General features: G+C 52.9%; 10 protein-coding genes. 7 read left to right on the top strand and 3 right to left on the bottom strand.

Annotated elements, in window-relative coordinates:
- The first annotated feature begins 78 nt into the window (after positions 1–78).
- The 5 genes from BLR00_RS11585 to BLR00_RS11565 all read left to right on the top strand — a co-directional run bounded on the left by BLR00_RS11585 (position 79) and on the right by BLR00_RS11565 (position 4,994).
- Positions 79–1,065 (top strand): malate dehydrogenase, encoded by a 987-nt coding sequence (locus tag BLR00_RS11585; protein WP_074632764.1) that lies wholly within the window; start codon positions 79–81, stop codon positions 1,063–1,065.
- Positions 1,066–1,097: 32 nt separating this feature from the next.
- Positions 1,098–2,246 (top strand): citrate/2-methylcitrate synthase, encoded by a 1,149-nt coding sequence (locus BLR00_RS11580; RefSeq protein WP_081346736.1) that lies wholly within the window; start codon positions 1,098–1,100, stop codon positions 2,244–2,246.
- An 18-nt stretch (positions 2,247–2,264) separates the two neighbouring features.
- Entirely contained in the window at positions 2,265–2,888 is a 624-nt protein-coding gene (locus tag BLR00_RS11575; RefSeq protein ID WP_074632758.1) for an adenylyltransferase/cytidyltransferase family protein, read from the top strand.
- A complete protein-coding gene (locus BLR00_RS11570) occupies positions 2,885–3,775 on the top strand; it encodes a hypothetical protein (protein WP_074632755.1) in 891 nt (296 codons plus the stop codon). Before BLR00_RS11575 ends, BLR00_RS11570 begins: the two co-directional genes overlap by 4 nt.
- A 238-nt stretch (positions 3,776–4,013) precedes the next feature.
- Positions 4,014–4,994: a methyltransferase domain-containing protein gene (locus BLR00_RS11565; protein WP_176759978.1), complete on the top strand. Its 981-nt coding sequence runs from the start codon at positions 4,014–4,016 to the stop codon at positions 4,992–4,994.
- 142 nt (positions 4,995–5,136) lie between these two features.
- Here the strand turns inward: BLR00_RS11565 and BLR00_RS11560 are convergent, their stop codons facing one another.
- The 3 genes from BLR00_RS11560 to BLR00_RS11550 all read right to left on the bottom strand — a co-directional run bounded on the left by BLR00_RS11560 (position 5,137) and on the right by BLR00_RS11550 (position 8,720).
- Positions 5,137–5,637 carry a methylated-DNA--[protein]-cysteine S-methyltransferase gene (locus tag BLR00_RS11560; RefSeq protein WP_074632750.1) on the bottom strand — a complete coding sequence of 167 codons (501 nt, stop codon included), beginning with the start codon at positions 5,635–5,637 and terminating at the stop codon, positions 5,137–5,139.
- Between the two features lie 694 nt (positions 5,638–6,331).
- The gene (locus tag BLR00_RS11555; RefSeq protein ID WP_176759977.1) at positions 6,332–6,943 is read right to left on the bottom strand and encodes a helix-turn-helix transcriptional regulator; all 612 of its coding nucleotides are present in this window, start codon (positions 6,941–6,943) and stop codon (positions 6,332–6,334) included.
- Between the two features lie 814 nt (positions 6,944–7,757).
- Entirely contained in the window at positions 7,758–8,720 is a 963-nt protein-coding gene (locus tag BLR00_RS11550) for a hypothetical protein (RefSeq protein WP_074632746.1), read from the bottom strand.
- 993 nt (positions 8,721–9,713) lie between these two features.
- Here BLR00_RS11550 and BLR00_RS11545 point away from each other — a divergent pair.
- Positions 9,714–9,923, top strand: coding sequence for a hypothetical protein (locus BLR00_RS11545; RefSeq protein ID WP_074632745.1), 210 nt, complete (start codon positions 9,714–9,716; stop codon positions 9,921–9,923).
- Between the two features lie 732 nt (positions 9,924–10,655).
- On the top strand, positions 10,656–13,958 hold the full coding sequence (locus BLR00_RS11540) for a DUF6603 domain-containing protein (RefSeq protein ID WP_074632743.1): 3,303 nt from the start codon (positions 10,656–10,658) through the stop codon (positions 13,956–13,958).
- Positions 13,959–13,976: the final 18 nt, after the last annotated feature.

Below are 13,976 nucleotides of genomic sequence, written 5' to 3'. Positions count from 1 at the left end.
AAGGACGTTATCATTTATAACTTGGTCCCTCATCTTAACTAGGTTACCCGATTTCTATCGTATCAACCAGGAGCTGCAATGAGCACGAAACCAGTTCGGATTGCCGTCACCGGTGCTGCCGGTCAAGTGAGCTATGCTTTGCTTTATCGCATCGCCAGTGGCGAGATGTTAGGAAAAGATCAGCCGGTTATACTGCAATTGCTCGAACTTCCGAACGAGAAGGCCCAGGCAGCACTAAAAGGGGTAATGATGGAGCTGGAAGATTGCGCTTTTCCACTGCTCTATGGGATGGAAGCCCATAGCGATCCTACCATCGCCTTCAAGGACACTGAGTATGCGCTTCTGGTGGGTTCCCGGCCGCGCGGTCCGGGTATGGAACGAACAGAACTTCTAGCCGCCAACGCACAGATATTTACCGCCCAAGGTAAGGCACTCGACGCTGTCGCGAGCCGGAATGTCAAAGTGCTAGTCGTTGGGAATCCAGCGAATACAAATGCTTGGATTGCGATGCAGAGCGCGCCGAGCCTGCCTCGGGAGAACTTCACAGCCATGCTGCGGCTGGATCACAATCGTGCCCTCAGTCAACTCGCCATCAGGATGGGTAAGCCTGTTTCCTTAATCAAGTATTTGGCTGTCTGGGGCAATCATGGTTCTACGATGTACCCGGATTATCGGTTTGCTTCCATGGAAGGCGAGAGTGTCAAAGGCATCATAAACGACGATGCTTGGTACAAGGATGTATTCCTGCCTACTGTTGCCAAACGGGGCGCGGCGATCATCGAAGCACGGGGGCAATCAAGCGCCGGTAGTGCAGCAACCGCAGTAATCGACCACATGCGCGACTGGGTTATGGGCACGCAGGGTAGGTGGGTCACGATGGGGGTACCGAGCAACGGCGAATATGGCATTCCAAAGAACGTCGTATTCGGCTACCCGGTTACCTGCAGCGGAGGAAAGTACACCGTCGTCGAAGGATTGGAATTCGATGAATTCAGTCAAGATCGAATCGAGAGAACATTAGCTGAGCTGATTAGCGAGCAGGATGCTGTTAAGCACTTGCTCTAGGGCCTGTTAACCAAGGGGGCAATACCCTGCGGATGAATCCGCACAATGCCTTTGAGAAATCTATGCGAGCAACAAAAGTACAATTCGATAAGTTGATCGCGTCACAGACCGAGCTTAGTCTAATCGATGGAAGGACCGGACGACTTTTTATTCGGGGCGTCGGTATTCAGGAGTTGGCACGAGATGCAGAGTTTGAGGATATATTTTACCTACTATTGCACGGTTCTCTGTCAAGAGGAAGGGAGCGGGAGGACTTCCGGCGCGGTTTTGTAGACAGTAGATGCCTTTCTGAGCTCAGCCAGACTGTCTTGAATTGTTTCCCATCCCATTCACGTCCAATTGACGTGGTTAAGGCGGTATTGGCTGCTGAGGGCGCAATCTGGGATGATGCGAAGTCAGAATTGGAGACCATGATATCTTGCGTTGCGACGTTACCTTCGATCGCGGCGGCAGTTCATCGTCTCAGGCAGCGCCTAAAGCCTCTGCCAGCGGTTCGAGAGCTTGGTCATGCCGCAAATTTTCTCTATATGCTTAGCGGTGAAAAAGCGAGTGAGCAACATGCAAAGGCTATGGATACATACATGGTCTTGATGGCAGAGCATGCCCTGAATGCCTCTACGTTGAACGCACGTGTCATCGCCTCAACAGGCGCCACTTACTATCCTGCTGTTATAGGTGCAATTTGCGCACTTCAAGGGCCGCTACATGGCGGAGCCCCACCCCTTGTATTGAACCAAATCGATGAAGCTCTATGCGCTGTGGATATCGAGAAGTGGTGCAGTGATCAGCTAGCCAAAGGTTTGCGACTCATGGGATTCGGTCATCCTGTGTATGAGACCATAGATCCGCGATCCGAGATATTCAAGGGTATGCTTCAGGTCTTGGACCCCGAGATGCATGCCAAAGTACACCATCTTGAGCAGCGGATCCTCAGTTTCCTTAGGTATCACAAACCTGAACACCCATGGCTGACGAATGTGGAGTACTACTCCGCACTCGTCTTGCGTTCAGTCGGGGTGCCGTCAGACCTCCTGGTGACGGTGTTTGCCTGTGCCCGTATCGCGGGCTGGAGCGCTCATATCGCTGAGCAGCGCAAACAGCAGAAAAGTGGCCTGACTGGTGTGATGCATCCACGGTCGGCCTATATCGGGAAGGTCGTTGCTGGTGCAGAATTTCCTTGAAATGCTTTGGGTGAAACCATGGCTGTTACTTCGCGCGAGGCTCGGAGATCTCGAATCGGTGTGTTCGTGGGGAGTTTCAACCCGCCACACCTTGCACATTTATTCCTCGTGCAGGATGCAATGCAGGAGTTTGGCTTAAATTTGGTCTATGTTGTAGCTGACCGGCTCGTCAAATATAAGGCTTTGGTCAATCTAGTTCATCGTCAGAAAATGATTGATTTGCTTTTTGGAGCGTACCCTGGTGTTCTCACCCAATTCTCAGCAAAAGATAACGAGCGGTTTGAGAAGGCTGAATTGTGGGATATTCACCGCACCATTGAAGAAGCGCATCCAGATGATGATGTTTACCTCATATTAGGCGCAAGTACCCTAGAATGGTATGTCGCACAGTTCCCAGAACACTCGCTTGAAGTGGTCCGGCAACTCATTGTGTGCCTACGCGACGAAGATTCGATCGTTTGTAGCACTCTAGCCCGGTGCACTGTTCAATCGTTTGTGCCGCGAATTCGAGGCGCGTCATCAACGCAGGTCCGTGATCAGCTTACTCGCGGAGTACCGACTCCGCTACTGACTCCTGAGCTCATTGCCTATATTGCTGAGCACAACCTGTACGCGAGCACCACTCCCCCGAAGGCATTATGAATCAGTATCCCATGTTAAAGGGTGGATTGGCCGATTCGATTCTCCGTAACATTATGTCGCCAAGCTACTACTTTCATGTTCCGGTCGGTGAGCGTACATTTGCTTATCCGCTTTTCTCTCGTGAATTAAGTCTGTACACCGATGGTAGCCGTGGGAGGGCGTTGCTACATCAAAGCATGGCAGTTCTCGATACGTACGGATTACAAACCACGAGCAGGTATCTAGCTTGGGTTTTCAATAAACCTTGTTTCGAGAACGGACGGAGCGCTAGCAGTCTAGAAGCCTTCATTGAGGGAGAAACGTACGATTTATGTGATTGTGTTGATAGTCAGCGATTTTCCCGCGTCGCTCCAATCCCATTACAAGGGCGATTCGGAATCCGTACTGCTCCCCGGCCTCGCGTCCTTATATTGGGGGCATTCTTTCCAGCAGATTATGCAATTCGTCTCTTCGACAATCCTACAGCGGTTTTGGAGCGCTTGGCTACGGAACAGCCAATTCTGCCCTTTGAACGCACCGTTATGGTTTGCCATCGGTTGCGGCTGAGCGGACTTGAGTGTATGACCTCCATGACCCATGCACGTGACATTCTGAACCTGTTTCTTCGCGTGCATGCACTTATGCATATCGCTGAACATATAGTTGTTCTGTTGACACCAGGGTCTTCGTCGGTTGCGATGGAATATGGGGTTGTTTGCGCGGACCCCACCCTAGCTCGCAAGGCCGTCGTCTTGGTGCCGCGAGACAGCACTTTCATAACGATGGGCATTCGTGGGACTTTCATGCTTGAGGAGCCCAAGCATTTTTTCTATGCGAGTGATGGGCAGATCCCAGAAGCACTTGATCAAGCGATTGCCTATATGAAAGGTTTGCGACACCCTGCGTGAGGGATGCGCGCACCAGATTTTGGATTTTCAGAGATCCCAAATCCCAGGACTATTAGGTGAAAGTGCATTGCCCGGGGAGGAGTAACGTCATTGCCATGTCTTTTTCACCCAGGAGAGCTCTATGCGTTTGGATCTCATAGGCAGTGACTTAGTCTGTCCCGTCTGTGTAAATGACGCTCCCAATCCGCCCCCTCTCGAAGCTGTGCCATACACAGGTAAGATTGAGGTGGCTCCTGAAATGACCTCAACATTCGAAGCCGGGGTTCTTCATTGCTTGCGATGCAAACGCAACTTCTGTGTAGAGGATGGTGTAGGATTCTTTTCTGGACTACCTCATTCGGCCGGAAGAAAGGATGACTTTGGCAGAGGACGGTATAACTCCGAGGCGTATGCGCGCGCCTATATTCAGACCCACTTTCGCGACGTGATCGCGGATGACAAGGCAGCACGCACTCATCTCGATCTGCACGATGCCACGGGTTTCTATTCGTCCTCAGCAAACAATATGTACTATCGGTCCATGGCCGAGATGCTCTTCACTAAACTCCCACCGGGCGCTACAGTGCTCGACCTGGGGTGTTCGGTGGGAAGACTCTCCCACGAGCTCGCGCGGAGGGCTCGAGTTGTCGTAGGTGCTGATTCCTCCGAAACTCATATTCGAGTTGCCAAAACGATACAACGGCATCGCTGCGTTTCATTTCGCGCGGGGGAGGCGACGGTTTCCGGAAAGTACGCAGGAGATGCAGAGATCGTTGTGGATGTGTCCTCTGTTGTTCGCAACAACGTGGTTTTCGTGGTCGCTGACGAACAGTGCCTTCCCTTCCGTCTCTTCGACGGGATTGTATGCTCGGCACTGATTGAACGCGTGCCAAACCTGGAAGCGTTTCTCCGTACACTGCGACATCGAATACACGACGGTGGCCTGCTACTACTGAGTAGCCCCTTCGATCAGGACGAGCGCTTCGTCGATCGTAGCAACTGGCTGGGCTATGGCGCGTACGGCACTGAGTTGGGTACAGCAGAGGAGTCGCTTCGTAGATTGGCGCAACGGTTAGGATTTCGCCCGATAGGCGGGATCGGCAGTGTAGTAGAAGGTGGACCTAGTCCACATAACGACGCTTACCGGCGCGACCTAAGGTGGGTTACCTATAATGACAGGCGCAAGCACATGGTCTGGAGTGTCCACGCGGAGCTGTTCGAGGCGTGCGACTCGTTGTGAAGTCAGTGGTTTGGTCCAGGAGATTATACGCTTGGGCCTGTTAACACTTATTTCGCACCCGCGACGGCGATATCGGCCACGCTCGCATCCGATCCAGATGAAAAACGCACCCCATGGATACTTCTCGATAAGTCATCATCAGTCATACTGCAGTTTGCGACGTATCACCACTTTCTAAAGTGAGCAACATCTTCTTTACCCTGAGTCCACCAGCAAATCCCGTGAGATCACCCGATGCACCTATTACGCGATGGCAAGGGGTGATAATAGAGATCGGATTTTTTCCAGTGGCAGCGCCCACTGCGCGAACTGCCTTGGCATTGCCAATTTGCACCGCGATTTCCCCGTAGCTGCGAGTTTCTCCGAACGGAATAGTCAACAGCGTTTCCCAAACCTTTTTTTGAAATTCGGTTCCAGCAAAGTCGAGTTCAAGCTCAAAACAGTTTCTTTTTCCCGCGAAATACTCATTCAGTTGCCGTTCCGTCTCTGCCAGAATGGGGTTATCTTTATCTTCGTGAATCGAGCCAAGCCGTACTCGATTTGGTTTGTCGTTTTCCCATAAAATTGCAGAGAGCCTTGATCCATTTGCAACAAGCTTTAATTTGCCGATAGGTGAGTCAATTACCTTGTATACGTATGACATTTGCTGGCTCCTTATGATTGAAGAAACGTCCTTCATCAACGATTCGTGATGCTCATAAATCGTGAGTAGATTTTAAAGGAAAATTCGATGATGGTAGTCAAATGACCTTTCTCTCGATTGATTTTCCCGTTTTCGCCAGCACACCCTAGTGCTCCAGCAGCCAGCACTTACGATGCACGCAAATCCGAGCGCCCGAGCCAACTTATCGTGGCTAGTAGTTCGGTCCGCGGGAATATCGAATAATCCTAAATCCGGCAGTTGGACGGGGCGGAGCGTGCGATTTTTGGGGTGCAGAGCAAGGCGCAACGACGCGGAATGGTGCGACCGCGCAGGGCGGAGCAATGCCTTCCGCAGGAAGGTGTGACCCCGTAGCGGGATGCGGGCGCCCCATGCACGTGGAACGCGGTCACGGCATCCCCTGCGCTGCCTGATCCCCGCTTCGCGGGGCTCCTCTCGTGCCACACTCCGGGGTGCGCCATTCCAAGGAATTGCAACGCTGACATGCGCCGTAAAAACCGTGCAATCTGCCCTGTAGCGGACTCATCCAAAAGGTGAGCGTAAAATAATACGAAATATTGTTATTAATCACAACACTGATCTATTAAATGAGCGGTCAACTTCCAAACTTAACGCTGGAAATCAGAACCTCCCGTGGTGGCAACGACTGGACTGGATGGATTTCCTCCCGGAATGTCTACCGTTTCGGGGAAAGTCCAAGGATATGCGAAAGATCGCACATGCCAGCCATGGAACTGCTCTGAAGCTTCGTCAACAGATCACCAGGCTCTGGCGTTTGTAGCGCGGCCATCGAACGCACTGCGCTTGGGGTCAACGAAAACATTTTTCGAAAAGCTCGCGCGAAAACCATATCGCTACTGAATCCGCATTCGACTGCGACGTCAAGGATACGCAGGCGGCCTTCGGGTGGTGGTGAGACTAATAACGAGAATGCGTGCAGTAATCGACGACGGCGAATGTAATTAGCCAACCCTCCCTCCGACTCGAACAGCCGGTAAATAGATGAACGTGACATACCAAATTGATGCCCGATTAATGCCACATCCAAGGACTCCAAGGCTAACGACTTATCAATAAACTCCTTGACGACGGCAAGATCACCCCGCCGTCTGTCTCCCCGCCGTCTATCCGGGATATTAACAGAAGGCGTACGGTCTCTTCGAACCAGTGGCTCCGCAAGAAGGGCTATGAGAGTACAGGCAGCCGTCTCTGCCTGTAATTCCTTAAATATCGGCCATTGCGGATTGATAAACAGCCATCGTGCGTTCAAAGATTGATCATGAAACATTTGATCTGATATCACAGTACACCCGAGCTCGGGACGGCACAATGGAGGTATTTTTATTGCATGGGGCAGTCGCAGTAAAATATATTTAACGCTCCGGGCTGTCGGATCCAGCAATCGGTGAGCGGCGTTGGTCATCTCAACTCCTATGCCTTTCATAAATTAAAAATGAAGGCTCTGTGGTTCCTTCAAAGGGATAACGCGAAGTGGCCTGCACGATGTGTTATGCGAGGGCGTGCACGAATGGCCGCGGGAACAAGGAACCGGATCGTCGAGTTCATCTGAATGGTTCCACGTGTACAGGTAAATGATGAATTCAGATCGATTCGGAAACTACGTATCTGTCGACATCCCAGCAAACCAATATATGAAGTTGTATTATTCTCGGATGCGGAGGAATGGGAGATGTGCCCCGGGGCCATGCACGTGCTTGCATTAACTTGATTACTGCATTAGTCCGTTCCATCAACATTGCTACAGAGATATGATGGGCGTGATTATCGAGCGAAACCATACAGGCCATCCCAAACTTATTGGCAGACTGTCTCAATCTCTTCAGTCTTTTGCCGGATGCATAGGGGAAGTGTTTGCGCACTACCATCTTTGCAAGTAGCTATATTCTGCAAGTACCCGAAGCTCGCCGCATCGTCGCCTGAAGAACAACATGAATTCAAAAAAAGTTACTCGATCAACTCTTCGTTCAAGCTTCTAAAGTTACCGTTTTCGAACATTGTTTAATGAACAAAGAGAGACCTAATCGGGTTAATCGGGTCCCTCTTTGTTTTGGCATCCGATAGAAGATTCCGGACCTCAACGGCTACACGAATGTAGCAATATTCCCCGCTATATTTGTGCACATGCGTCCGGTATAAGGACCACCGGCGGGACCAACCTGATACTCATTATGGAGATGGATAACACCGGGGTTGCTCAGAGCTTGAACTGTGACAGGCGCATTAAAGTTAGCGGCGTAACCTGTACATATCACCGCTGTTCCGGCTTCATTCTTGATCTCTGCATTGTTTGCCGCATCTGCGGAGAGCGAAGGTATCGCAGGATGGACCTGTGCCTGGGTTCGGGGTTGCCCCATTACTTTTGTCGCAGCTGATGGCGTCACAGACCAGGTACCATCCACATTGTAACTAACATTAAATGTCACGAATCCTGTAGTTGCATTGCACAGGGCGGCATTTACTGAAGAAGTCGAAAAATTAATAACCATACCCGGTGTGTAAGTCCCAGTCTGTACATAAAACTGTAGTACAGGCTGACAATCTATGTTTTGATTTGGCTGGGCAACGACGAAATTGGAAAGAGTCACTATACCCGACGGGGATTGAGATGCTGCTCCTGCATTGTATGGAGTTACGGTAGGATTAAAGGTGGGGGTGATAATCCGGTAAGCACCAGTTTGAGGACCAGTTGTGCTTACAGGTGGCGTCAATCCTAATCCTGGGGATATGATCATGCTCGTCGTGTTATTCGTTGGGGAACCACCTGCTGCGGGTGTTAAGCCTATCGCTTGAATCGCAGATGAGTATCCAGAAACCCCTCCGACTGCAGGGGGGGTTATTTGCTGCTGAACACCGGCATAGAACTGCTGAAGCATCATAAATGTTGCGGAAGACCCCCCTGTACTGCTGGGCAGCACACCCTGACTCCACAAGCTATTCGAATACACCTGCTGACCTCCTACGTAGAGTGCAGGTTGCTGAAAGACATAGAAGTTTTGAAAGGAACTGCTGTTATTTTGTATATTAATCGTGAACAAAGTAGACATGCTATCTCCAAGTTATATGAAAAGAAGGACAGTTATAATTACAAAACACCATCAACCACCTGGTGCTTTTTGCGACCCGGTTCGACAAGCTAACTGGATGTAAAAACCTGCCAGGTAAGACTCTTACCCAAGCTTTGGAAACGTGTAAGTTCTTACGCTATTCCAGACTTGCCGCGCCCGTGGTTCCCTAGTAAATTTATATCGACTCTTCGTTGTTCATGCCTGTGTCTATAAACTAGACCACTCACATCTGGCCGCTCTATTAACAGGGAAACCACAGAGGATATGATGGGCCTGATTATCGAGCGAGACTATGCAGGCTATCCCAAACTTATGGGCACACTGTCCCAATATACTTTGGCGGCTCGTGCTGGACTTCTAATATGATAATCAATTACCACCGCACGGTATTAGGGGTGACCGTCTCGCTGTTTGCCATAGAATTGCTGGTTGGTTATTTCTATCGCTAATAGTTTCCTTTACTATGAAATCAAGGGTTCCCTCAGTATGCCTATAGCATTATCTGAGCTAGGATAAATTTACTCTCCTCCTATCTGGTTCATAGCTATCATGAAAACAAAATCAGGAAATTTATCCACGGCATTGATGATAGCTTTGCTGGTTTGGCCTGGGGTTGATTGCATCTGCAACGCGTCCCCGAAAGAAGTGCCAAAAGGAAGGGCATGAGTAGGCAGAAATGGTGATATGCCGATACTCTATGTTGATATCCTAAATGTCTTTAGCATCTACATGGCCAAACGAATCCGACTCCTGATCTTTTACCGGAGAAAGTCGTCTCCATCTCTGGAACTCGCAATCTCGCCTTGGTCGCAGCCCTCAGCGCTGGCTTTGGATTGACGATCCCAGCCTTCGCCGACTATTTCTCCTTAGCCATCGTTAATCCTGGCGGCAAGTAACCTATCTCGGTAATTTGGGGCGATCTTAGACCGTCGACCGGGATATTAACGAAAGCGGTAGGTAGCCGGGTATGGGATGATCGCAAATGGTAATGCCCGCGCTTTCATTACAGGCCCAAACGGTGTGGGGATGACCGATCTCGGCACCCTGGATTATGGATATTTCAGCGAGGCGACAGCAATCAATGCTGCCGGGCAGGTGGTGGGAATCTCAGGCAGTATTTTTATCACGGGCCCGAATGGAGCGGGAATGGCCGAGTTAGTGGCTAGTCCTAGGATCCCCTGACCGCGATGGTACTCACCAACAATGACCTGGTGCAGACGACTCTCATGCAATTCACCGTCAACCAGGTGCTCGATGAAGAAAACGACACATCCGGATAGCTCCTCTCCGGCTCTGCCCCTACCATCAATGTAGCTATATCTGTTCCAAGCGCTTATGCAGTCCAGTCGTTGTTCTTTAGTGCGATCACCGGCGGCGCACCCCTTTCTCCCCCCTGGCGTCCCGATCATTCCTATACCTCCGGTTGATCCCACGAATTCTTCGGGGGCCTGACTGAACCCTCTTATTTCAATTTGTATTAGAAACTGAAAATGGTGAATTCTCTCCGGAATGGTAGACACATCATGGTCTCATAATAAGGCGCGTTCAAACGCTTCAGGGCTTAGGGTGCGCAGATATCACTGTGTCGGCTATTGTAAAAGACCGCGTTATGTTAGCTATCCTAGTTCAACCCGCCATAAAACATGTATCGATGGTAAAAAGCGATATAGCGGCCGTTTTCCAGCGACGAGAGGCCGGCGTAGGTGCTCAGATCAATGCGTATCCAAAATAACTCATGCATAACTGGATTTTCTGTTTTTTTCTGCTAAAAAGAAAAGGCTGGGTTGCGCGATGAGAGCGCTTAGCCAAGGCACTCGCGTTCTCCAGTCAGGTAGAGGCAAAACTAGGCAGGATGCAGGTAACTGCACAGACTTCGGGCAGTAGCCGCATAATAATCAGATAGGGGGAGGCTACATGGCCGGTACTTCCGACAAGGTATTTCTGCGGGTATTCAAGTGGTTTCAAACCACGGTGGCAGCGCTGGAAGCTGATATTCCGGCCACGGGGCCGGTAGCGCTCGCGGCGCCCCTGGCTGACGCCTTGCGCACCCGGCTCGGTCTCGAGCTGAGCAAGACTGCGGCGACGATCGATCCGGAGGCATTTGCTGCGACACGCGCGGAGGCGGAATCGCTCGCCATTGCGGCACTGGTCACCGGTGAAACGCTGGCGGCGTTGAAAACGGTCGGCGAACTGCTGTCCGATGTCGGTAATGGTAATCTGGGCCTTGACGATCTGTCGAAGGTCATCCGGCAAATCAATCGTATCGTTTCAGCGGACCCTGGCAAGCCGCCGAGCGCCTATTCCATCGGCAAGTTGCTGCTGATCCTGAGCGGTGACGCCGATGAACCGGATGCCAGGCCGCCGGCGCGCCGCCTGGTGTACCTGATCAAGGGGCAGGATCCCGCGAGCAATGCCCTGTCAGACGCGCAAGTGGCTGAGCCGCAGATGATTCTCGGCCTCGTGATCATGGCGGTGGGCACCATCCTCGACCGGTCTTTCAGTGCGCCCAACCTTTCGGATTCAAAGGGCTGGACGGTTCCCGGCGGAGCGATTCCCGTACCCGCGCTCGCGACAAAAACTTACCAGCTCATTCCGGGCCAGCTCGAGGCGAAGCTGGGTTTCGAAGGCCCCCAGACGCTGTATGCCGCGCTGCTGACGAAAGTCAAGGCCGGGGGTGGCGCGGGCACCGCGTTCCAGATCGAGTTCAAAGCCGATGGTGGCATGCAGGTGCAATTCGATTTGCCCGCCCTGGTGCCGCTGCCGGCGAGTATCTCGCCGCCCAAGCTGACCGGTACCGCCGAAATCGGCATTTTATTCAAGCGCGCAAGCAGTGTTGAACCGTTGATCCTCGGCAACAAGGACAGTACTCACTTCTCGATAGGGGAGTTGTCGGGCGGTTTTACGTTGAAGAAGCTGGACCCCAAGGTTGAATTCGACCTGAAAGACAGCAAGCTGGTGCTCAAGATCGGCGATGACCCGTTCCTTGGCGCAATACTCGGTGATGCCATCGAGGTGGCACTGACTTTTGGCCTGATCGCGGATGTGGGCGGCGGGTTGAGGCTGAAGGACGGGACCGGCCTCAAGGCTACGATTCCGCTGGAGAAGATTCCGAACAGCCCGGTGCAGATCCCGTTCCTCACCTTCGAAATGACGAAGGCGGACAACCTGAACAAGATCGACATCGAGCTGTCGGGGTCGTTCCAGGTGCTGATCGGCCCGTTTTCCGGTTCCATCGACCGGCTCGGGACGCTGCTCAGGCTGGATAACCTGCTCGCCGGCGGGGTAGCGCCGAAATATGACCTCAAGCCGCCTTCAGGTGTGGGGCTCGGCATCGATGCAGGCATTGTCAAGGGCGGCGGTTTTCTTCTGTTCGACCCCGAACACGGCGAGTATGGCGGCATTCTCGACATCCGTATCGCCACCATCGGGGTCAAGGCCATCGGGCTCCTGTCCACCAAAAATCCGGGGGGATGGTCGCTGTTACTCATCATCACGGCGCAACTGCCGCCAATTCAACTTGGCTTTGGCTTTACGCTTACCGGTGTTGGCGGACTGCTGGGCGTGCAACACACCGTAAGCGTCGATACGCTGTCGCAGGGACTCGCCAGCGGGTCGCTCGACAGTTTCCTGTTTCCGCAAAATCCTATCGCCAATGCGCCGCAGATCATCAACCAGCTGCGGACCATTTTTCCGTTCAAGGCGGGTGGTTTTGTCATCGGACCGATGCTCGAGCTGGGGTGGGGGACACCGAGCCTGGTGACGGCGCGCGTGGGCGTGCTGATCGAAGCGAGCCAGATTGTCTTTGTTGGCCAGGTGATCGTACAGTTGCCGCCGCTGGTGGACAAGTCGCTCGCCCTCCTGCGGCTCCAGGTCGATTTTGCCGGCGGTATCGTGTTCGACCCGCTGAAGATCTGGTTCGATGGCGTGCTGCGCGATTCGCGCGTGGTGTTCATCTCGCTCACCGGGCAGTTCGCCTTTCGTGCAATCTTTGGCGACAAGCCCAGCTTCCTGATCAGCGCCGGGGGATTCCACCCGCGTTTCACTGATCTGCCGCCCGGCTTGCCCTCGCCGTTCCAGCGCATTGGCGCGGATCTATCCATCGGTATCGTTGGCATGCAATTTCGCGGCTACTTTGCCGTCACCTCGGCCACCGTGCAAGGCGGCTCGTCGATGCGCGTCTGGGGCGATATAGGCATTGCGAGCTTCGAGGGCGGCTTCGAATTCGATGCCATCATCTACATCGTTCCGAAATTCCGCTTCGAGGTGGATCTGCACGTCTGGGCAGGCGTTGAAGTGTTTGGCATCGATTTCGCGAGCGTGGATATCTACGGCCTGTTCGCCGGACCGGGCCGGTGGCATATTGTCGGGCGTGCCGAAATCCATACACCCTGGCCATTGCCCGATTTCAGTTTCCACGTCGATGAGAGCTGGGGTGAAGACCGCGCTACTACGGTGCGCCGCTTGTCGCTGGCGGCGGAACTCAAGATCGAGCTGGAGAAGGCCGGCAATTGGTCCGCGCAACTTCCCCAGGCGGAGGATGCGTTTGCCGCCTTCGCGAAGCCACCTGATGACACCGGCATTCTGGCGCATCCGAACGCGGTGCTTCAGTTCGTGCAAAAGCGCATGCCGCTGGCCAAGAAACTGGCCAAGCTGGGCACGGACGGCATCGATGGCGAAACGCAAATCGCCATTGACCAGATCGTGTTTGGCGTTATTACCAAGGTAGCCGATCGCAAGCTGGACGACAATTTTTCAGCCGCGCAATTTCTCGAGCTGACTGAAGACGAAACTTTTGCCAAGCCTTCGTTCGATCGGTTCGAAGCCGGCTTCGAAGTTGGCCAGCGCGACTATCTCTTCGGCGTTGCGGTGGCCGACGTGTTCGACTATGAAGAGGTGAATCTTTCCACCCCGGCGGTCAAATCGCTATTGTCCTATGCGGCGCTCACCGAAACCGGACACATGACCTGGGCAAAGTCGCTCGGCGCGGCGAATCGCTCCGACCTGCGGCGCCCGGCCAAGCTCAAGCCCGCGGTAGAGGTAAAGATCAATGTCAATCCGCCGCCGCTCCAAACAATAGACCTGGCAGCAGGTACGATGAAGGGCGCGGCACTCACCGGCGCCGCCACGCATTCGTACTGGCATGCACAGGATTATGCACAGGGCAGCGGTGCAGGCCTGCAAGTGGTTGAAGCATTCGAGACCGTGCAGATATTTTGAGCCGACGCGCTGATGAAC

It is taken from the genome of Nitrosospira multiformis, from assembly GCF_900103165.1.
Lineage (GTDB): Bacteria > Pseudomonadota > Gammaproteobacteria > Burkholderiales > Nitrosomonadaceae > Nitrosospira > Nitrosospira multiformis_D.
This window is presented reverse-complemented; position numbering and strand designations above follow the sequence as displayed.

Bases quoted from the DNA above. Each gene is read 5' to 3' on its own strand.
- BLR00_RS11555 (WP_176759977.1), bottom strand. From the start codon at position 6,943: ATGTTTCATGATCAATCTTTGAACGCACGATGGCTGTTTATCAATCCG.
- BLR00_RS11585 (WP_074632764.1), top strand. From the start codon at position 79: ATGAGCACGAAACCAGTTCGGATTGCCGTCACCGGTGCTGCCGGTCAA.
- BLR00_RS11565 (WP_176759978.1), top strand. From the start codon at position 4,014: ATGACCTCAACATTCGAAGCCGGGGTTCTTCATTGCTTGCGATGCAAA.
- BLR00_RS11540 (WP_074632743.1), top strand. From the start codon at position 10,656: ATGGCCGGTACTTCCGACAAGGTATTTCTGCGGGTATTCAAGTGGTTT.
- BLR00_RS11570 (WP_074632755.1), top strand. From the start codon at position 2,885: ATGAATCAGTATCCCATGTTAAAGGGTGGATTGGCCGATTCGATTCTC.
- BLR00_RS11580 (WP_081346736.1), top strand. From the start codon at position 1,098: ATGAATCCGCACAATGCCTTTGAGAAATCTATGCGAGCAACAAAAGTA.
- BLR00_RS11550 (WP_074632746.1), bottom strand. From the start codon at position 8,720: ATGTCTACTTTGTTCACGATTAATATACAAAATAACAGCAGTTCCTTT.
- BLR00_RS11575 (WP_074632758.1), top strand. From the start codon at position 2,265: ATGGCTGTTACTTCGCGCGAGGCTCGGAGATCTCGAATCGGTGTGTTC.
- BLR00_RS11560 (WP_074632750.1), bottom strand. From the start codon at position 5,637: ATGTCATACGTATACAAGGTAATTGACTCACCTATCGGCAAATTAAAG.
- BLR00_RS11545 (WP_074632745.1), top strand. From the start codon at position 9,714: ATGATCGCAAATGGTAATGCCCGCGCTTTCATTACAGGCCCAAACGGT.